The sequence below is a fragment of the Micromonospora sonneratiae genome (assembly GCF_042679305.1).
Taxonomy (GTDB): domain Bacteria; phylum Actinomycetota; class Actinomycetes; order Mycobacteriales; family Micromonosporaceae; genus Micromonospora_H; species Micromonospora_H sonneratiae.
In genome coordinates this window covers 37,406-56,649 of record NZ_JBHTMP010000017.1, presented here as the reverse complement: position 1 = coordinate 56,649, position 19,244 = coordinate 37,406, and the positions used below count along the sequence as shown (strand labels likewise).

At 69.6% G+C, this 19,244-nt stretch carries 15 protein-coding genes; 7 read left to right on the top strand and 8 right to left on the bottom strand.

Translation table 11 applies throughout. The features are described 5' to 3' along the window. The first annotated feature begins 46 nt into the window (after nucleotides 1–46). Complete coding sequence (locus ACFQ4H_RS13460) at nucleotides 47–271, top strand: hypothetical protein (RefSeq protein WP_377570642.1); 225 nt, start codon at nucleotides 47–49, stop codon at nucleotides 269–271. Here the strand turns inward: ACFQ4H_RS13460 and ACFQ4H_RS13455 are convergent. Beyond that, nucleotides 268–909 carry a TetR/AcrR family transcriptional regulator gene (locus ACFQ4H_RS13455; protein ID WP_377570640.1) on the bottom strand — a complete coding sequence of 214 codons (642 nt, stop codon included), beginning with the start codon at nucleotides 907–909 and terminating at the stop codon, nucleotides 268–270. The two genes, ACFQ4H_RS13460 and ACFQ4H_RS13455, sit on opposite strands and share 4 nt — an antisense overlap. A gap of 72 nt (nucleotides 910–981) precedes the next feature. Here ACFQ4H_RS13455 and ACFQ4H_RS13450 point away from each other — a divergent pair, with 72 nt between their 5' ends. Together ACFQ4H_RS13450 and ACFQ4H_RS13445 are read left to right on the top strand one after the other, a co-directional pair. Beyond that, on the top strand, nucleotides 982–1,434 hold the full coding sequence (locus ACFQ4H_RS13450; RefSeq protein WP_377570638.1) for an SCP2 sterol-binding domain-containing protein: 453 nt from the start codon (nucleotides 982–984) through the stop codon (nucleotides 1,432–1,434). A gap of 1 nt (nucleotide 1,435) precedes the next feature. Further along, complete coding sequence (locus ACFQ4H_RS13445; RefSeq protein WP_377570635.1) at nucleotides 1,436–2,638, top strand: acyl-CoA dehydrogenase family protein; 1,203 nt, start codon at nucleotides 1,436–1,438, stop codon at nucleotides 2,636–2,638. A gap of 10 nt (nucleotides 2,639–2,648) precedes the next feature. On the opposite strand, the gene soxR is transcribed toward ACFQ4H_RS13445, so the two are convergent. After that, the gene (soxR, locus tag ACFQ4H_RS13440; RefSeq protein ID WP_377570633.1) at nucleotides 2,649–3,104 is read right to left on the bottom strand and encodes a redox-sensitive transcriptional activator SoxR; all 456 of its coding nucleotides are present in this window, start codon (nucleotides 3,102–3,104) and stop codon (nucleotides 2,649–2,651) included. A gap of 105 nt (nucleotides 3,105–3,209) precedes the next feature. Here soxR and ACFQ4H_RS13435 point away from each other — a divergent pair, with 105 nt between their 5' ends. Both ACFQ4H_RS13435 and ACFQ4H_RS13430 read left to right on the top strand, forming a co-directional pair. Further along, nucleotides 3,210–3,803, top strand: a complete 594-nt coding sequence (locus ACFQ4H_RS13435; RefSeq protein ID WP_377570631.1) for an NADPH-dependent FMN reductase — start codon at nucleotides 3,210–3,212, stop codon at nucleotides 3,801–3,803. A 14-nt stretch (nucleotides 3,804–3,817) separates the two neighbouring features. Beyond that, nucleotides 3,818–4,933 (top strand): NADH:flavin oxidoreductase, encoded by a 1,116-nt coding sequence (locus ACFQ4H_RS13430; protein ID WP_377570629.1) that lies wholly within the window; start codon nucleotides 3,818–3,820, stop codon nucleotides 4,931–4,933. A 15-nt stretch (nucleotides 4,934–4,948) separates the two neighbouring features. Here ACFQ4H_RS13430 and ACFQ4H_RS13425 read toward each other — a convergent pair whose 3' ends face one another. Genes ACFQ4H_RS13425 through ACFQ4H_RS13415 form a run of 3 tightly spaced genes read right to left on the bottom strand, consistent with a single transcriptional unit; the run spans nucleotide 4,949 to nucleotide 12,790 of the window. Next, a complete protein-coding gene (locus tag ACFQ4H_RS13425; RefSeq protein WP_377570627.1) occupies nucleotides 4,949–10,087 on the bottom strand; it encodes a DNA repair ATPase in 5,139 nt (1,712 codons plus the stop codon). Between the two features lie 7 nt (nucleotides 10,088–10,094). Further along, a complete protein-coding gene (locus tag ACFQ4H_RS13420) occupies nucleotides 10,095–12,104 on the bottom strand; it encodes a flotillin family protein (protein ID WP_377570624.1) in 2,010 nt (669 codons plus the stop codon). Then, entirely contained in the window at nucleotides 12,104–12,790 is a 687-nt protein-coding gene (locus ACFQ4H_RS13415; RefSeq protein ID WP_377570622.1) for a hypothetical protein, read from the bottom strand. Before ACFQ4H_RS13415 ends, ACFQ4H_RS13420 begins: the two co-directional genes overlap by 1 nt. Nucleotides 12,791–12,934: 144 nt before the next feature. Between ACFQ4H_RS13415 and ACFQ4H_RS13410 the strand changes: the two genes are divergently transcribed. Further along, nucleotides 12,935–14,281, top strand: coding sequence for an MFS transporter (locus ACFQ4H_RS13410; RefSeq protein ID WP_377570619.1), 1,347 nt, complete (start codon nucleotides 12,935–12,937; stop codon nucleotides 14,279–14,281). 24 nt (nucleotides 14,282–14,305) lie between these two features. Here the strand turns inward: ACFQ4H_RS13410 and purD are convergent, their stop codons facing one another. From purD to ACFQ4H_RS13395, 3 genes are all read right to left on the bottom strand, one after another. Beyond that, complete coding sequence (gene purD / locus ACFQ4H_RS13405) at nucleotides 14,306–15,559, bottom strand: phosphoribosylamine--glycine ligase (RefSeq protein WP_377570616.1); 1,254 nt, start codon at nucleotides 15,557–15,559, stop codon at nucleotides 14,306–14,308. A 90-nt stretch (nucleotides 15,560–15,649) separates the two neighbouring features. Further along, nucleotides 15,650–16,573: a type IV toxin-antitoxin system AbiEi family antitoxin domain-containing protein gene (locus ACFQ4H_RS13400; RefSeq protein WP_377570614.1), complete on the bottom strand. Its 924-nt coding sequence runs from the start codon at nucleotides 16,571–16,573 to the stop codon at nucleotides 15,650–15,652. Between the two features lie 226 nt (nucleotides 16,574–16,799). After that, a complete protein-coding gene (locus ACFQ4H_RS13395) occupies nucleotides 16,800–18,089 on the bottom strand; it encodes an adenylosuccinate synthase (RefSeq protein ID WP_377570611.1) in 1,290 nt (429 codons plus the stop codon). Nucleotides 18,090–18,214: 125 nt separating this feature from the next. On the opposite strand from ACFQ4H_RS13395, the gene ACFQ4H_RS13390 reads away from it, so the two are divergent. Continuing rightward, complete coding sequence (locus tag ACFQ4H_RS13390) at nucleotides 18,215–19,201, top strand: diacylglycerol kinase family protein (RefSeq protein WP_377570609.1); 987 nt, start codon at nucleotides 18,215–18,217, stop codon at nucleotides 19,199–19,201. The last annotated feature ends 43 nt before the right edge of the window (nucleotides 19,202–19,244 follow it).

Genomic DNA, 19,244 nt, shown 5'->3' with positions numbered 1-19,244 from the left:
GACAGGTCGCTGCGGGTCGGGGTTTCTCACTGACGAGGAGGTCCCATTGAACTGGAACAAGTGGGTACGGCAAATCCACCGCTGGCTCTCCATCACCTTCACGGTGACCGTCGTCATCGCGTTCGTCGCCCTGGCCCAGAAGGAGCCCGCCCTCTGGATGTCCTACCTGCCGCTGCTCCCGCTCGCCCTGCTCCTGTTCTCCGGCCTGTACCTGTTCGCGCTGCCGTACGCCGCGAAGTGGCGCAGCCGGCGACGCACCACCCCGGCCTAGCCTTCGGTGGGGCGACGCCACACCTCGCCGCTCAGCAACTGACCGGCCCCCAGCCAGGCAATGTTGACCATCCGGGCGGCCAACTGGTCCGGGTCCGCGTCAGGGCGGTCCGCCAGCCAGTCGGCCAGCGACTCACTCGCGCCGACCAGGGCGTACGCCTGGATCTCCAGATCGATCTCGCGGACCTCGCGGCCGTCCGCCCGCAGTGCCCGGTCGAGCATGCCGGCGACCACCTCGACCATCCGGGCGCGCATCACAGCCAACTCGCCGGCGAACGGCTGCTCACCCCGGGCCTGACGGTAGAGCACCACCCAACCGTCGCGGTGCGCCGCCACGAACCGGAAGAACGCCCTCAGCCCGTGCCAGAGCCGCTGGTCAGCGGGCATTTCGGGATTGATCACACCAGCGATCGCCTCCATCATCCGGGTGCCCTCGCGGTGGAGGCAGGCGACGAAGAGTTCCTCCTTGGTGCCTAGGTACGCGTAGACCATCGGCTTGGAAATCCCCGCATCCTCGGCAATCTCGTCCATGCTGGCGGCATGGAAGCCACGCCGGGAGAACACCTTGACGGCCGCGTCGAGCATCTGTTGTTCCCGTACGGCGCGCGGCAGCCGCTTGAAGGTGGGTGTGGTGGACACCTTGTCAGCTTACCTACTCGCCCGTAGGGTTACGCTGTAGTAACTAATCTTGTCCCGGAAGGTGCGACTTCAATGACTGACTTCGACCCGGCCAACTTCTCCTCGGTCGACCCCAAGCAGTTCGCCCAGCTCGTCAAATCCACCCCGGACGACAAGATCGCCCAGGTGATGCAGAGCGACCTGCGCGGCAAGATCCTCGACGAGGTCTTCGGCCGGATGCCGTCACTGTTCCGCGCCGACCGGGCCGGCTCCACCAACGCCGTCATCCACTGGATCATCACCGGCCGCGCCGACGGGGGCTCCGACACCTACGAGGTCGTCATCGAGAACGGCACCTGCACCGTGCCGGCCAGCCCGGAGCGCGAGCCGAAGCTGGCCCTCACCATGGGCCCGGTCGAGTTCCTCAAGATCGTCTCCGGTGGCGCCAACCCGGTCATGATGTTCATGACCGGCAAGCTGAAGGCAAAGGGTGACCTGGGCCTGGCCGCCAACATCGCCAACCTGTTCGACATCCCCAAGGCCTGAGATGGCCGAGTTCTCGCTCGATCTGAACGAGGAACAGCGGGATCTACGCGACTGGGTGCACGGCTTCGCCAGCGAGGTCGTGCGCCCGGCCGCCGCCGAGTGGGACGCCCGGGAGGAAACCCCCTGGCCGGTGATCCAGGAAGCGGCCAAGGTCGGGCTATACGGCTTCGAGTTCCTGGCAACCTGCTGGGCCGACCCGACCGGCCTGTCCCTGCCGATCGCCAGCGAGGAGCTCTTCTGGGGCGACGCCGGCATCGGCCTGAGCATCTTCGGCACCTCCCTGGCCGTAGCCGCCATCTACGGCAGCGGCACGCCGGAACAACTGATCGAATGGGTGCCGCAGTGCTTCGGCACCGTCGACGAGCCGGCCGTGGCCGCGTTCTGCACCACCGAACCGGAAGCCGGCTCCGACGTGGCCGCCATGCGCACCCGGGCGGTCTACGACGCGGCCACCGACGAGTGGGTGCTGACCGGGCAGAAGGCGTACGCCACCAACGGCGGTATCGCCAACGTGCACGTGGTCACCGCGGCGGTCGACCCGACACTCGGCTCCCGGGGGCAGGCCGCGTTCGTCGTACCACCCGACACGCCCGGCCTCGCCTCGACGCGGAAACTCGCCAAACTCGGCCTACGCGCCTCGCACACCGCCGACATCTTCCTCGACGACGTACGCGTACCGGGACGCTGCCTGCTCGGTGGCCCCGAGAAGCTACAGGAACGGCTGGACCGGGCCCGGTCCGGGCAACGCACCGCCAGCCAGGCCGCCATGCGGACATTCGAACTGTCCCGCCCGACCGTCGGCGCGCAGGCGCTCGGCGTCGCCCGCGCCGCGTACGAGTACGCCCTGGCGTACGCCAAGGAGCGGGTCCAGTTCGGGCGGCCGATCATCGAGAACCAGGCCATCGCCTTCGCGTTGTCCGACATGAAGATGGAGATCGACGCCGCCCGACTGCTCGTCTGGCGGGCCGCCTGGATGGGCCGGAACAACCGCCCGTTCCTGGCCGGCGAAGGCTCGATGGCCAAGCTCAAGGCCGGTGAGGTGGCCGTGGCGGTCACCGAGAAGGCGGTCCAGATCCTCGGCGGGGCCGGCTTCCTCCGGGAGCACCCGGTCGAACGCTGGTACCGGGACTCCAAGATCTACACCATCTTCGAGGGCACCTCGGAGATCCAACGCCTGGTCATCTCCCGGGCCATCGCCCGCTAGTCGGCAGGGATCAGGGCCCGAGCAGCCGATGCGGCCCCGGGCCCTGATCGGCGAGTTGGTCACCCGGATTGACCAGGGCACACTCGTCGAACGACAGGCATCCGCAGCCGATGCACCGGGTGAAGCGGTCGCGCATCCGCTCCAGCCGGGCGATGCGATCGTTGATCTCCCTGCTCCAGCACTCCGAGGCTCGGTCCCAGAACTCCTTGGTCGGAGCCACGTCGGCGGGCAACAGCGCCAGCACCTCACCGATCACCGCCAGGGGTATCCCCGTGTTCTGCGAAGCACGGATGAACGCGATCCGGCGCAGCGTGCTGCGGTGGTAGCGACGCTGGTTCCCCGTGGTCCGCTGGCTGTGGACGAGTCCCTGCCGCTCGTAGAACCGTAGGGCCGAGTGCGGAACGCCGCTCCGGGCGGACAGTTCCCCGATGGTCAACAGTTCGATGGTCGCCGGTGATGGGGGCACGCTGACCAGCGTAACTTGACCTCAACATTTGTTCAGGTTCGATCCTTCGAGGGGGTGGCCGAACGCCTGGCCACGATCTACGCCCGCCGGCTCCGGAGGATCACCATGTCTCGTCAGCCTCTGCAACTCGCCGTGTTGATCGGCAGCGTCCGGGAGGGCCGGTTCGGCCCGACCGTAGGGAACTGGTTCGTCCGCCTGGCCCGCGAACGCACCGACCTGATCGTCGACGTCGTCGACCTGGCCGAGTCCGCACTCCCCATGGTGCTGCCAGCATTCGGGGCCGAGGCGGCACCGGAAGCCGTTCGGGCCCTCCAGGACCTGTCTCCCCGGCTGTCCGCCGCCGACGCGTTCGTCGTGGTGACCCCGGAGTACAACCACAGCTTCCCGGCATCGTTGAAGAACGCCATCGACTGGCACCACCGGCAGTGGCACGCGAAGCCGGTCGCCTTCGTCTCCTATGGCGGCGTCAGTGGCGGCCTGCGGGCCGTCGAGGCACTGCGCCCGGTCTTCGCCGAACTGCATGCGGTGACCATCCGGGACACGGTCAGCTTCCAGAACGCGTGGCAGCAGTTCGACGCCGACGGGACGCCCCGGCAGCCGGACGAGTGCGGCGCAGCCGCCAAAACCCTCCTCGACCAGCTCACCTGGTGGGGCCATGCGCTACGCGAAGCGAAGGCCACCACCCCGTACGTGGCGTGAAAGAAGTCATCCCAGTGTCCGGAAACACTCTCGTCCCGAACGCCGTCGAGGCGTTGTTCCGCCCGTTCACGATCGGCCGGCTCACCGTACCGAATCGGGTGGTGATGGCCCCGATGACCCGCAACTACTCGCCGGACGGCGTACCCGGCCCGGACGTCGCCGCGTACTACGCCCGCCGGGCCGCGCACGGCATCGGGCTGATCATCACCGAGGGGACGGTGGTCGACCATCCGGCGTCGGCCAGCAGTCCCCGGGTGCCACGCCTGTTCGGTGCCGCGCCATTGTCCGGCTGGGCTGACGTGGTTTCGGCGGTACACGCTGCTGGCGGACGCATCGCCTCGCAACTGTGGCACGTCGGGACCGATCGCACGGTCGACGACCAACCCAACCCGGGCGTCCCGCCGATCGGTCCGTCGGGGCTGTCCCTCACCGGTGAACCGGTTGCCGAGCCGATGACCGAAACAGAGATCGAGCAGGTGATCGCGGCATTCGCCCGGGCCGCCGCCGACGCCCAACGTCTCGGCTTCGACGGCATCGAACTGCACGCCGGACACGGCTACCTGATCGACCAGTTTTTCTGGGAACGGACCAACCGGCGTACCGACCGCTACGGCGGGGATCTCGTCGCCCGAACCCGGTTCGCCGCCGACATCGTGGCAGCCTGCCGAAGCGTGGTGGCACCGGACTACCCGATCATCCTGCGCTTCTCGCAATGGAAGATCAGCGACTACGCGGCCCGGCTGGTCGAAACCCCAGCCGATCTGGCGGCATTCCTCGCCCCACTGGTGGCCGCCGGGGTCGACGCGTTCCACTGCTCGACGCGTCGGTTCTGGCTGCCCGCATTCGCCGGCTCGCCACTGACCCTGGCCGGGTGGACCCGAAAGCTCTCCGGCCGCCCGACGATCGCCGTCGGCTCGGTGGGGCTCGACGGCACGGAGTTCCTGGAGTTCCGGCACGCGGACAACACCGGCCTACAGGCGGTGGTGGACCTGCTGGAACGCCAGGAGGCGGACCTCGTGGCAGCCGGACGTACCCTCCTGACCGATCCCGCCTGGCTGGAGAAGATCCGCTCCGGCCGGAACGACGAACTCATCCCGTACCGGCCCGAGGCCCTCCGATCACTGACCTGACCCGGGCATGCGGGTTCACCCGGCCGCTCCGCCCACCTCGACCCGGCGTACCCCGGCACCCACCTGCTGGATCGCCGACTCCACGTCGCCGACCCGGTCGGCCAACAGGCCGAGTGCCCCGACCGCACGACTCACCGGATCGTCCCGGTCCCCGCCGAGCGCCCGGGCCCGCAGGTAACCGGCCTTCACCTCGGCCCACCTGCGGGCCTGCTCGGCGGTGAGCCGGCCACGCAACTCAGCCAGCTTGAGCAGGTTCGCCTCGGCCCCCGAGGCCAGGGTCTGCGCCTCGCCCCGGTAGTGGTCGTCGATCACCATCTCGAGTTCCTCGTCGTTCATCACCGGGACGATCCGCTCCGCCAGCTTGTTCATGTTCCGGTAGGAGCCCTGCAACTGGAACGGCGGTTCGGTACGGGACGCGTCCGACTGCGCGGCCGACGCGATGTACGCCTGGTTGTTGGTCAGCACCACCTGCTGGACCCGCAGCAGCTTGCGCAGTACGGAGACGATCTGCTCCAACTCGACCGGCGAGTACGGGTGACTCAACTGGTCCGCCCGTACCGTCTCGTCGCCCCGGGCCAGCCGGACCAGCAGCTCCACGTCGCCGCGTTCCCTCGTGGACAGCGGGGCCAGCACCTGGTTGGCGGTGAGCGCGTTCTCGACGTAGCTCAACGCGAAGATCTCGTCCCGCCCGGCGAGCACGTCACCGAGATTCCACACGTCGGCCCGGTTGGCCAGCATGTCCGGCACCCGGAAGCGCTGCCCCGACTCGGTGTACGGGTTGCCGGCCATGCACACGGCGAACCGCTTGCCCCGCAGGTCGTACGTGCGGGTGCGGCCGTCCCACACCCCCTCCATCCGACGCTGCCCGTCGCACAGCGAGATGAACTTCTGCAACAGCTCGGGCGAGGTGTGCTGGATGTCGTCCAGGTAGAGCAGCACGTTGCTGCCCGCCTCCAGCGCGAACGAGATCTTCTCGACCTCCTGGCGGGCGGTCGCGTTGGGCGCCTCGGCCGGATCCAGCGAGGTGACGGCCGAGCCCAGTGCCGGACCGTTGACCTTGACGAACACCAGGCCGAGCCGGCTGGCGACGTACTCCATCAGGGTCGTCTTGCCGTAGCCGGGTGGCGAGATCAGCAGGAGCAGACCCATCTGGTCCACCCGCTTGCCGTCACCCACCGCGCCGAGTTGCCGGGCCAGGTTGTCACCGATCAACGGCAGGTAGACCTCGTCCAGCAGCCGGTTACGGACGAAGGCGCTCATCACCTTCGGCTGGTGCTCCTCCAGCCGCAACCGCTGCCGTTCGCGGGCCACCAGTTCGTTACGGCGCTGCTGGTAGGCCCGGTAGGCCGGCACCTGCTCGTTGCGGAACCGTCGGGTCCGGGCCAGGGTCTCGTCGAGTCGCAGCGTCAGGTTCGACCCGACGATGCGCCGATGGGTGGCCAACAGCCCACCCACCTCCGTCGACAGGTTGGCTGCCGACTCGTACCGGGGCAGGCTGGCACCGCACAGCTCGATGGCGACCGCCTCCGGCAGGTCGTACGCGGAGAGACCGCCCGGATCGGCGGCGACGCCAGCTCCCGGATCAGCAGCGACACCGGCTCCCGGGTCGGCGGCAGCGCCGGCCGGGACGGTGCCCAGGTAGGCCTCCAGCCAGGCGACGACCAACTGGTGCCGGGCGGCAAGGTCGTCACCGAGCGCCCGCAGGTCGTCGTCGAACTCCTTGGTCGACCTGGACTGCGGCCCGCCCAGCGTCCGACGGAACCGGTCGAGCAGCGTCCGCGCCCCGGCCCCGGTCACGAACCCGCGTGGCGTCCCGGCAGCCATGCCGGCCGACGATTCCCGCGCCAGCTCCTCGAACAGGTACTCCCCGGCCAGGTCGACGGCGGTCAACTGGTCGTCGAGGCCGACCTCGCGCAGGTACGCGGTAGCCGCGTCGGCCAGTTCCGCGCACAGTTCACCGACGGCGGCCGTACGGCCGAACCGGGCACGGGCCCGGCCCAGGGAAGCGGCCCGTCTCGACCACCCGGCCCGGGCCGTGTCCCCGGTGCCGTACGCCCAGAAGAGCTGGGCGGCGGCCCGCGCCCCGGGCGGATAACGCAGCAGCCCGGCCGCGGTGTGCAGACGCAGCAGGGCATCGAGGATCAGGGCCGCGTCGTGATCGTGCACACCCCGCTCGTAGCCCTCGTCGTACCGCCCCTCCGCCGCGCGGCGGACCAGGTCGCGCAACCCGGCCGGGCCGACCGCCGTCTCGTGCAGCAGGTCGAGGGTCAGTCCCGACGTGCCGGCTTCCGCCTCGGCCAGGATCGACGTGGCCAGGTACTCCGCCCGGGACACCTCGGCGGACTCGGAGACCAGCAACTGGTCCCAGAACGCCCGGGTCTGCTCGAACGCCTCGTCCCGTACCGGTGCGCGGTAGTCGGTGCCGGTGATGGCGACCATCATCCGCCCGTCGTGCGGAACCAGGGTCACGTCGATCGACTGGGTGTTGACGGCGAAGGCGTGCCGGCCCAACCGGATCGTGTCACCACCGTCGCGGTAGAGGTCGATCCGGTCACGCAGCGTCCGGCCGGCCTCCTGGCGAGCGGCCTTGACCTGCCCCTCCAGCTCGTCGGCCCGCACCTGGTCGCCCAGGGTACGCAGCTCGTCGGCCACCCCGCGCAGCTTGGTGACCATCGGGTCGGAGGCGAAGTAGGTGTTCACCTCGTCGAGGGAACGCAGCCCGCCGACCCGACGCCGTACGCTGACCAGGATCCGCTCGGCCGAGGACACCAGCCGGTCGGCCCGGCGCGCCCGCTCGTCGAGCAGTGCCTGCTTGCGCGACGAGAACGCCTCGTAGATGTCGGTACGTCTGGTCGCCAACTCGGCGAGGAAGTCGTCGAACTCGCCGAAGCGGGACTCCAGGTTCTCCACCTGGAGCAGCAGCCGGCCCAGCTGCTCGTCGCACTTCTCGGCGGTGTCGCTCACCGCCAGCGCACCCGTGACCGCCTGCCCGAGCAGGGCGAACTCGGCGGCGAAGCCGGCCCGCCCCTCTGCCGCCAGCAGTTGCGCCCGACGGCCGTCCAACGTGGCCCGGACCCGGTTGACCCCGCCCAGCACCTCGGCGACCTGCTCCAGGATGCCGGTCCGTACGGTCGCGTCGGCGATGTCGAGGCTGCCCACCACCTCGGTGACGATCTGTAGCCCTTCGGCCTGTTCGGCCAGCCGGTCCCGGACCGGCCCGGCCTCGGCCACGGTGCTGATCGCGCCGGCGGCCGTGGCCAACCGGTCGACCTCGACGTGGTAGTCGGCGAAGGCGTCCTCCTGCTGGAGGAACCGGACCGCACGCTGGGCGGCGGCGGTCAACTCCTCGGCCAGTTCGGCGGCCAGCCGGTCGATCCGGGCCGCGTCGACGTACCGCAGCTCACGCAGGGTCACCAACTGGCCCTGCGCCTGACGCAGCCCGGCGAGTTGGCGTACCCAGTCGTCGGCGGTCAGCGGCGCTTCGCCGCGTACCCGGCGGACCAGGGAGGCGATCCGGGCGGCGGTTTCCTCCAGGGTCGCCGCTGCCTGTGCGGTGAGCGACTGGACCTTCTCGAACTCGTCCAGGACCTGCTGCGCGATCGCCCGGACCTCGGCCAGCGGCCCGCCCAGGTCGTCCAGTTCCGGGTCGCCGAGCCAGTGGTAGTGGTCGAAGGCCCGGGTGCACCCGGCGATCAGTGCCTCGAACACCCCGACCGCCGGGGTCATCTCGCCCACCATCCGGGCCACCGACAGGCAGTCCGAGATGCCGCGTACCAGGTCTGCGTTACCGACCCGCTCCAACGGACCACTGCCGACCGGCTGGGCGGCGGAGTAGGTGTCGGACAGGTACGGGGTCTGCCAGATCTGCATCGGGTGGACCCGGGTCGGCTCCTCGGAGGTCGCCCGGAACACCACCAGCGTGCCGTCGTCGAAGAGCGAGTAGCCGTGGCAGGGAACCGGGGTGGCGACCTCCTTACGGATCACGTTGTACGGCAGCAGCAGGCTGCGACCGTCCTTGCGGGCATGGAAGACGTAGAGCACGTCCTCCCCGTTGGTGGACCGGATGACCCGCTCGAACTCGAGGTCGTCGACCACCGTGTCGAAGGTCCGGCTGACCCCGGTGGCCAGGTAGTAGCCCCCGGGGAAGATGATCCCGTGGTCCTCCGGCAACCGCTGACAGGCCTGTCCGATGCCGTCCAGACGTACGACCGTCTTGGTGGTCGTGTTGAAGACCAGGTGCCGCCACTCGGTCTCCTTGTACGGCCGGATCCGGAGCAGGATCAGCGGACCGACGACGGCGTAGTGGATGTCGGCGTCGGCCAGGCTCTGTAGCGGCTCGTCCACCGGCTCGCCGTAGATGCCCTCGCCGGTCTCCGTGTTGTTCTCGATCTTCACGGTGAGGTTGCCGCCGACCGTCTCGACGAACACCTCGCCCCGGATCGAGATGTGCGGGTGCCGACCGAGCACGTGGTCCTCACGAGTGGTCTCGATCCACTCGAAGTCGTGCGCGGGCGGGAACACGTGGTCGCGCTCGCCCCGGTTGTCGAGGTAGCCGATCGTCCCGTCGGCGTCGACCCGCCAGCGCAGGACCCGGATGTCCTCGGTACGCGGACCGGTCTGGAAGATGGCCAGCAGCCGGCCGTCGGTCCGCCGTAGTTGCAGCAGCCGGGTCTCCCGGTAGTACCGGTAGAGTTCGCCGAAGTCGCGCTCGAACTGCTGGTCACGTAGCAGTTCGGGAAGCTCGACCGGGTCCACCTCGGCGAACCGGAAGACCTCCCCGCCGCCGGTGTCCGGGGCCGCCTCGCGGGTGAACCGGTGCAGCGAGAAGACGTCGTCCACCGTCGTCTCGGGCTTCAGCCCGATGAACACGTTGTAGCCGAACAGCATCAGCCCGCCGACCGACACGATGTCGCGGGGTACGCAGTTGTGCTGCGTACGGATCCGCTCGGTGCCGAGCAGCCGCAGCTCGGTGCCGCCGAAGACGTCCAGCCGTCGGGCGTTGAGCTGCTCGGCCCGGCGGGCCAGCTCCGTGGCGCGTTCCGCCAGCCGGTTCCGGAGTACGTCGTAGGTGCCGGCGTCCATCCCCGCCTGGTCGGCGGTCCGGTTCTGGTCGCCCGATTCGACGGTGGTGGACCCGGTCACGAACTCAGCCACCCGGGCGTCACTTCTTCGCGCCGGTGAGGGCGGCCACCGGCGCCTCCGCCACACCGAGGCGCTGCGCGGCGGTCAGCAGCTCCCGCAGCTTGTCCGCGTTCGACCCACCGGCCTTGATCTGCTGCATCAGGAACGCGGAGACGGTGAGGTTCTGCACGTCGGCGGTGTTCAGCGCGCCGAGCAGTTTGCCCAGGTCGTCGGTGAAGTTCGAGGATCCGTCCAGCCACGGCCGCGCCAGGGTCTGGGCGACGTCGGAGTGCTGGACGAAACCGTCGACGCTCTTGCCGAGCGTGATCGAGCCCATCAGCCGGTCGAAGAAGACCGTGTCGCCACCGACGATGTCGATGTTGGCCTTCTCCAGGCCGGCCGCCACCACCTTGGCCTGCGCCTCGGCGACCTGCCGCTGCACGTCGATGCCGGCCAGGCGGATCTCCTTCTCCGCCTCCAACCGCAGGCGGTACTCCTCGTGGTCACGGGTCGCGTCGTCGAGGGCCGCCATCGCGGCTGCCTTCTCGGTCAGACCCTCGGCCTCGCCCTTGAGCTTCTCCCGTACCGCCTCGGCCACCGCCAGCGCCTTCTCCCGCTCGACGATCGCCTCGGCCCGGCCGACCCGCTCGATCGCCTCGGCACCCCGCTCGCGTACCTGCACCTCGGCCAGGCCTGCGGCAGCCGCCTCGGCCTGTAGGCCCTCGGCCAGCCGGATCTTCGCCCGGGTCTCCAACTCGGCCGCCTGCTGGCGGGCCTCGGCCAGCACCATCTGCTCCCGGGCCCGGTGCTTGGCCGCCTGCTCGGCCGCCTCGGCGGCCTTGATGTCCTTGACCAGGTTCTCCTGCGCCTCCGCCTCGGCCTGGATCACCACCGCCTGCCGGGTCCGCTCGGCCTCCTCGACCACCCGCAGGCGCTTGATGTTCTCCTCCTGCTCGGCGACCGTCTTCTCCACCGCGATCCGCTCCCGGACCACCTCGGCGATGGACCGCTTCTCCGCCTCCACCTCCTTGTCCTTGGCGATGGTGGAGAGTTCGGTCTCCCGCTGCCGGGCGATGACCTCCAGCAGCCGGTCCTTCTCGATCCGCTCGGTCTCGATCGCGATGACCCGTTCCCGGTTCTTCTCCGCGACGGCGATCTCCCGGGCCAGGTTCTCCTGCTGGACGCCGAGCTGCTCGTCGGTACGGATACCGGCCGACTCGGCCTTGAGCCGCTCCTCGGCCCGTACCCGGGAAATCTCCGCTTCTTCCCTGGCCCGCATCGTCTCGATCTCGCGGCGCTGCTTGATCTCGGCGTCGGCCTGCCGGCGTTCCAGCTCCAGGATGGCCTCCCGGGCGTCGACGTTCTGGCGGGTGATCTCCTTCTGTTCGTTGCGCTGGAACTCGTTGGTACGGACGTGCTCGATCGCGGTCAGCTCAGTGATCTTGCGAATGCCCTGCGCGTCCAGGATGTTGGCGGCGTCGAGCTGGGCCAGCGGGGTCTGCTCCAGGAAGTCGATGGCGGCGTCCTCAAGGCTGTAACCGTTGAGGTCGGTGCCGATGACCTGGATGATCCGGTCGCGGAACTCGTCCCGCTTGGTGTAGAGGTCGACGAAGTCCAGCTGCTTACCGACCGTCTTCAGCGCCTCGGAGAACTTCGCGTTGAACAGCTCCTGCAGGGTCTCCCGGTCACTGGCCCGGGCCGTACCGATCGCCTGAGCCACCTTGACCACGTCCTCGGTGGTCTTGTTGACCCGCACGAAGAAGGTGATCCGGATGTCGGCCCGGATGTTGTCCCGGCAGATCAGGCCCTCGTTGCCGGTCCGCTCGATGTCGATGGTCTTCACCGAGATGTCCATGATCTCGGCCTTGTGCAGCACCGGCAGGACCACCGCGCCGGTGAACGTCACGTCGACCCGCCGGACCTTGGAGATGATCAGGGCCTTGCCCTGCTCCACCTTCCGGAACAGTCGGCTGACGATGAACATGATGCAGATGACGACAAGAAGGATGACACCCAACAGAACGCCGAGCCCGGTGGTGATTACTTCCATCAAATTTCCTTCGGTCGATGGGGCGAGTGGCCCGGGCGGAGTTCGGCGTCGATGGCCGTGACCCAGAAGAACTCGCCGTCAGCGTCGTAGTCGTAGATGAGGGCGGTGCTGCCAGCACCAAGGGATTCGTCGCCGGTCTGCCGCACCTGGACGACAGCGGACGACCCGTCCTCCGCCGTCACCTCGGCCTGGCCGAAGTCGACCGTCACCCGACCGGTACGGATGACACAGAACCTGCCGACAAAGGCGGTACGGGAAGGGCCCGCGCTGGACGGGAACAGGTGGCGCAGCGGTATCACCAGCAACCGGGTGACCGACCAGGCGCAGACCAGCGCCACCACCAGCACGAAAACCGAGAGCACGACCAGGACGAGTCCGGTCAGCCCGAGGAGTATGTCGAGCAGCACGGTGCCGACGAGGCTGACGAACCACGCCACCGCGATCAGAAGTGACAGGACCACTGTGGCCGGAAGCCCGCCGAGCCCGAGCCCGGCCAGAAGGTTCACCGATCCGCCGGCTTCGGCGTCACCGTCGAGGTCGACCACGCCGACCAGCACGAGCAGCCAATAGCCGATGACGACCACCAGCAGGAACGTGAAGACGACGGTCGGGAAGTCGAGCACCGCGCTGGCGAACCCACCCATCGAACCGTCGCCCTCCCAGCTACCCGCCCCCGGCGCACCCACTCGGAGCAGGTGAAACCGTTTCTCATCCGCATCGGCACGGCGATCATGACATGCTCTGTCAATCGCGCCCGTCCGCTGCTGAGCCGGGTCCCGGTGGACGAGAAGTCCGTCCCCGTGGCCGACAAGTCGAAGGAGAGATGCCCGATGGCCAGCCGCCGGCCGCCGGCGACCCCTGGACCGCCCGCCCGCCGCCTGGGCCCGCTCCTGCTGGTCGAGGCGGCGACGCTGCTCTCCGGCACCGGAAACGGGGTGGCCACCGTCGCGCTGCCCTGGCTGGTCCTGGAACGCACCGGCAGCCCGACCGCCGCCGGTATCGTCGCGGCGGCCACCGCCCTGCCACTGCTGGTCTCCAGTCTGCTCTCCGGGACCGTGGTCGACCTGCTCGGTCGGCGGCGGACCTCGATCGTCTCCGACGCCCTGTCGGCCGCCTCGGTCGCGGCGATCCCGATCCTGGACGCCACCCTCGGGCTGAACATCGCCGCCATCGTCGTACTGGCCGTGCTCGGCGCGGTCTTCGACCCGGCCGGGCTCACCGCACGGGAGACCATGCTGCCGGCCGCCGCCGCGGCGGCACGCTGGCGGATCGACCGGGCCAACAGCGTCCACGAGGCGATGTGGGGTGTCGCCTTCCTCGTCGGCCCCGGCGTCGGTGGCGTACTCATCGCCGCCTTCGGCCCGGAACGCACCCTCTGGGTGACCGCCGCCGGCTTCGTACTCTCCATGCTGCTGATCGCGGCAGTACGGCTGCCCGGGGCGGGACGGCCCGAGACCCGGCCAGCGGGCATCTGGCACGGCACCGTCGAGGGCCTGACCTTCGTCTGGCGGGACCGCCTGCTGCGAACCATCGCCCTGCTGACCATGGCACTCGTGGCGCTCTACCTACCGTCGGAGGGCGTCATCCTGCCGGCGTACTTCGTCGCCCAGGGTGCGCCGTCCCGACTGGGCACCATCGTGATGGCGATGAGCGCCGGCGGAATCGTCGGGGCGCTCCTCTTCGGTGGCCTGGGACACCGGATCCGTCGCCGTACCGCGTTCGTGATCGCCCTGGTCGGCACCGGCATCGCCCTGGTCGGGCTGGCCGCGCTGCCGCCGTACCCGGCGATGATCGCCCTGGCCGCGGCGACCGGGCTGATGTACGGCCCGATCAACCCGCTGGCCAACTACGCGATGCAGACCCGTACGCCGGAGCACCTGCGCGGGCGCGTCGTAGGGGTGATGACCTCGTCCGCGTACGCCGCCGGGCCAGCCGGATATCTGCTGGCCGGACCACTCGTGGAGTGGCTCGGCGTACGGCCGGCCTTCCTGGTCCTGGCCGTGGCGCTGCTCGTCGTCGCGCTGGTGGCCATTCCCCTGCCGTCGCTACAGGCCCTGGACGAGCCACCCATCCATCCGCCGGCCCCGGTCACCGCCCCGCTGGACGAGGGACCGGTCCCGCTCGGCGAGCAGTGGATCTCCACCGCCCGCCGGGACCGCCCCGACGACCGGGCCTGAGCCCTCAGCCCCCGGCCTGGACCATCAGCCGGCGGTCGGGGGCTGGATCCGTCCCTGCGCCGCCGCCAGGGCGATGTCCCGCCGATGCTGGGACTCGGCCAGGCCAACCCCGTCGACCAGGGCGTACGCCGCTTCCCGCGCAGCGGTGAGATCCGGGCCGATGGCCGTACCACAGAGGACCCGGCCGCCCGAGGAGCGCAACGTACCGTCGGCGTCCCGACGGGTGCCGGCGTGGATGATCCCGGGCTGGTCCGCACCGGTGATCACATCACCGGTGCGCGGCGCGTCCGGGTAGCCCGCGGCGGCGACCACGACGGTGACCGCCGAACCCGGCCGCCAGCGCAGCGGTGGCTGCTGGCCGAGCGTGCCGGTCGCGGCGGCGTGCAGCAGCCCGGCCAGCGGCGTCTCCAGCAGGGCGAGTACGACCTGGGTCTCCGGGTCGCCGAACCGGGCGTTGAACTCGATCACCTTCGGACCGGTGGCGGTGATCGCCAAGCCGACGTAGAGCAGGCCGGCGAAGGGCGTGCCCCGGCGACGCATCTCGGCCAGCGTCGGATGCACCACGTCGCGCATGACCTCGTCGACCAGTCCGGCCGGCGCCCAGGGCAGTGGCGCGTACGCCCCCATGCCACCCGTGTTCGGGCCGGTGTCGCCGTCGCCGATCCGCTTGAAGTCCTGTGCCGGGAGCAGCGGCACCGCTGCCTCGCCGTCGGTGACCACGAACAGCGAAACCTCGGGTCCGGCGAGGTACTCCTCGACCACCACCCGCTCACAGGCAGCCGCGTGGGCCAGCGCGACGGCCCGGTCGTCGGTCACCACCACGCCCTTTCCGGCGGCCAGCCCGTCGTCCTTGACCACGTACGGCGCACCGAAGTCGTCCAGCGCGTGTTCCGCCTCTTCGGCGGTCACGCAGGTGGGGGCGCGGGCGGTCGGCACCCCGGCCGCCGTCATGATCTCCTTGGCGAACGCCTTCGAGCCCTCCAGTTGCGCGGCGGCGGCGGACGGGCCGAAGCAGGCGATGCCCTTGGCGCGTACGGCGTCGGCGACCCCGGCCACCAGCGGGGCCTCCGGGCCGATCACCACGAGGTCGGCGCCGGTCTCCACCGCAAGCGCGGCGACGCTGGCCGGGTCGACGGCGTCCACCTGGCGCAACTCGGCGACGGTGGCGATGCCGGGGTTGCCCGGGGCGGCGGTGAGCTGCTGGACCGAGGGATCAGCGGCCAGGCCGAGCGCGAGCGCATGCTCCCGCCCGCCGCTTCCGATGAGAAGTACGCGCACGATGCCCGATCCTACGCGCCCCCCCTCCCTCCCCGTTGATCATGAAGTTGTTGTCCAGAATCGGGCCGGTTTCGGACAACAGCTTCATGATCAACGCGGTAGAGGGGAGGCAGCGAGCGCATTCCGGACGACGAACGGGATGTAGTCCGGCCGCATCGTGTCGTCCCAGGTGAACCGCAGAATCCGCCAACCGGCATTGACGATCCGGTTCTGCCGCCACCGGTCCTGGTAGACGGCCTCAGGCGTGCCGTGCACCTCCCGGCCATCCGCCTCCCCGATCAGGCGTGCCGCCAGCCAGGCCAGATCACCGACGCCGAGCAGACAGCCGTCCCGGTCGCGAACCTCATGCTGCAACACGTCAGGCGCCACCCTGCCGTCCACACACCGCAGCCTCAACCTTGTCTCCAGCGGCGACTGGGCGCGTCCATCGCACTCGGCAAGGTAACCGCGAGCGGCGACGGCACCACGTCGGCCACGGATCAGCCCCGGAATCATCGCGAACTCCTCTGCCGTGACAACCTGGCGGTTGACCGCCGAGTCGAGCACCGAGACGGCCGTGAAACGGTCCGCGCGGACGATGATGTCGGCAACCGTACGCACCGGACGAGTGACCGGGATACCCGCCACGTCGCAGAGCTGCGCCGCACCGATGGTCAGTTGATGGATGATCACAGCTGGATCGGTGTCCCGGCTGGGCCGGACGGCTGGACCTGGCAGGGAGACGTGAATCGCCTCCGTCCGCCGAGTGCCCGCGATCCCGTGCAGCTCTGCGGCAGTGTCCAGCACCGCCGCCGCACTCCGGCCGAACGACGCGACGGCGGCCCGGATGCGTACCCGGCGCGGGATCTCCGCGTACCGGTCGGCATCAACGAGATAGCCGGCTCTGGCCAGGCGACGCCAACGTCCGGAACGGCACAGTCGGTGCACCTCGTGAACGGTCAGACCAGCCGCGTTCGCCTGGGTGAGCGTGACGGTCCCGTCCTGGCTAGCGGCAATCTTCCGAATCAGCGTCATCGAATCCATGGAGGCCACTGTCGCGGCCCGCAAAGATCAATCCAAGCCCCTGTGGATAACCCCGGGTAACGGAACGCCCCCTGTGGATAACTTTCCCACGCCCCACCCGCGTTGCCCGCCCGGGTTGATCATGAAGTTGTCACCGCGACACGCCGGTTTTTGCGACAACAACTTCATGATCAACGCATAGGGGCAGGGGCAGGGGCAGGGGCAGGGGTGGGGTGGGTCAGGGGAGGAGGGGGTGGCGGATGACGTTCTCGTCCCGGCCCGGGCCGACCCCGACCACGCTGACCCGGGTGCCGCAGATCTCCTCGATCCGGGCGATGTAACGGCGGGCGTTCTCCGGCAGCTCAGCCTCGGTACGCGCCTTGGTGATGTCCTCCCACCAGCCGTCCATCTCCTCGTAGATCGGCTTGGCGTGGTGGAAGGCGGTCTGCGTCATCGGCATGTCGTCGAACCGCTCACCGTCGATCTCGTAACCGACGCAGATCGGCACCTTCTCCAGCCCGGTCAGCACGTCGAGCTTGGTGATCACGAGGTCGGTGATCCCGTTGAGTCGGCAGGCGTACCTGGCCACCACCGCGTCGAACCAGCCACATCGGCGCTCGCGGCCGGTGGTGGTGCCGTACTCCGCGCCGACCTTGCGCAGGTGGGCACCGTTGTCGTCGAACAGCTCGGTCGGGAACGGGCCGGAGCCCACCCGCGTGGTGTACGCCTTGCTCACCCCGATGACCTGCGTGATCGCGGTCGGCGGGATGCCCGCTCCCACGCATGCCCCACCGGCGGTCGGGTTGGACGAGGTCACGAACGGGTACGTGCCGTGGTCCATATCCAGCATGGTCGCCTGGGCGCCTTCCAACAGGACGGTCTCGCCCCGGTCCAGCGCGTCCCAGAGCATCGCCCGGGTCTCGGCGATGTACGGGCGCAGCCGCTCCGCGTACTCGAGGTATTCCTCGATCACCGCATCGACGTCGAGCGCCTTGCGGTTGTAGACCTTGAACAGGAGCTGGTTCTTCTCGCGCAGCGCCAGTTCCAGCTTCTTGCGCAGAATGCCCGGGTCGAGCAGGTCCTGGAGCCGGATACCCATCCGGGCGACCTTGTCGCCGTACGCCGGGCCGATGCCGCGCCCGGTCGTACCGATCCGCGACGAGCCGAGGTAACGCTCGACCACCCGGTCCAGCGCCCGGTGGTGCGGCATGATCAGGTGCGCGTCGCCGGAGATCCGCAACCGGGACACGTCGACGCCCCGCTCGGCAAGCCCGTCGATCTCGGTGAGCAGCACCTTCGGGTCAACCACCACACCATTTCCGATCACGATCATCGCGGTGGGCGACAGCGCGCCTGACGGCATCAGGTGCAGCGCGTACTTCTGCCCATCCGGAGTGATCACGGTGTGTCCGGCATTGTTACCGCCCGAGTAGCGGACGACATAGTCGACCCGCCCGCCGAGGAGGTCGGTAACCTTGCCCTTGCCCTCGTCGCCCCACTGCGCTCCGATGAGCACGATCGCTGGCATCTTCTACCCGCCTTCACGGGGCCCGGGTGCCAGGTGGCGACCGCGCGGCGAGCCCGAGGGCCCAGATTAACAAGAAGTGACGACCCGGCCGGCAGAGGCCGTGTGAGAGGCAGGAGGACACCTACGTGTACGACGTGGTGCTGCTCACCCTCGGAGCCGGTCGCGATGACTCGGCAGGCTGTGCCAGCGGTGGTGCCTGCTGCGGATCCGCACCCGGACCGGGCGACGAAAAATGCGCAGAGACACCGCGCGTACCCGTGCTGAACTGCGCAGATGCTCTCACGACCCGGGGTGCACGGGTCGAAACGGTCACCGCGAACTCCGACAAGGAAATCGACGCGGTGCTATCCAGACTTGACGGTCCCGCCCGGCCGGACGGGCTCACCTGGCCGGACGACGACAGCAAGACCCGACTCGTGGTTGCTACCGCCAGTGACGGACAGTTACGGGCCGTGATGCGTCGGCTGGTCCGCCGGTACGCCCCGCCGCCCAGCCGGCGTCCCGCCGACCTCGCCGGCAACCGAACCGTTCCCGACCTTCCACCGGTCGCGATCCTCCCCCTCGACCCGGCCCGGAGCAGCGATCACGCCGATCTGGCCGGACAGTTGGGACTGCCCCGTGATCCGGCGGAGGTGGCCGCCGCCGTACTCGACGGCCGGGTCCGCCGGCTCGACCTGCTCCGCAACGACGGTGGCTCGGTCACCCTCGACGGCGCCCTGCTCGGTGGCGCCGACGAGGACGGCCGACCGTTGCCCTGGCGTGGTCGGGTCGAGGTCGACGACGCCGTTCTCTCCGAGGGCGACGACCCGATCATGGCCTGCGCGGTCGGCAACGGCAACGGCTACGCCACGCTCGACCCGGTTCCCCTGCTGACCGGGGCCGACCCCGCCAACGGCGTAATCGAGGTCGCTGTGGCCGTTCCGGTTGTCACCCGATCACGGTTAGGTAAAAAGCGGGTACGCATCGAGGTACGGCGGGCTCGCGGGCGAGCTGTCGCCATCACGCCCCGCGACGGCAGCCTGCCGTACCTGGACGATGGGGTGGCCGGCGAGCTGAGCCGGAAACGCTCGTGGTGGATCGAGCCGGGCGCATGGGCGGTGTTCGACCGCTGATCTCCTGTGCGAGGCTGCGGTTGGCTTCGCTGCCCGGCTGATA

Excerpts from the sequence above, each read along its gene's own strand:
- ACFQ4H_RS13445 (WP_377570635.1), top strand. The coding sequence starts at position 1,436 with ATGGCCGAGTTCTCGCTCGATCTGAACGAGGAACAGCGGGATCTACGC.
- ACFQ4H_RS13420 (WP_377570624.1), bottom strand. The coding sequence starts at position 12,104 with ATGGAAGTAATCACCACCGGGCTCGGCGTTCTGTTGGGTGTCATCCTT.
- ACFQ4H_RS13450 (WP_377570638.1), top strand. The coding sequence starts at position 982 with ATGACTGACTTCGACCCGGCCAACTTCTCCTCGGTCGACCCCAAGCAG.
- ACFQ4H_RS13435 (WP_377570631.1), top strand. The coding sequence starts at position 3,210 with ATGTCTCGTCAGCCTCTGCAACTCGCCGTGTTGATCGGCAGCGTCCGG.
- ACFQ4H_RS13400 (WP_377570614.1), bottom strand. The coding sequence starts at position 16,573 with ATGACGCTGATTCGGAAGATTGCCGCTAGCCAGGACGGGACCGTCACG.
- ACFQ4H_RS13410 (WP_377570619.1), top strand. The coding sequence starts at position 12,935 with ATGGCCAGCCGCCGGCCGCCGGCGACCCCTGGACCGCCCGCCCGCCGC.
- ACFQ4H_RS13395 (WP_377570611.1), bottom strand. The coding sequence starts at position 18,089 with ATGCCAGCGATCGTGCTCATCGGAGCGCAGTGGGGCGACGAGGGCAAG.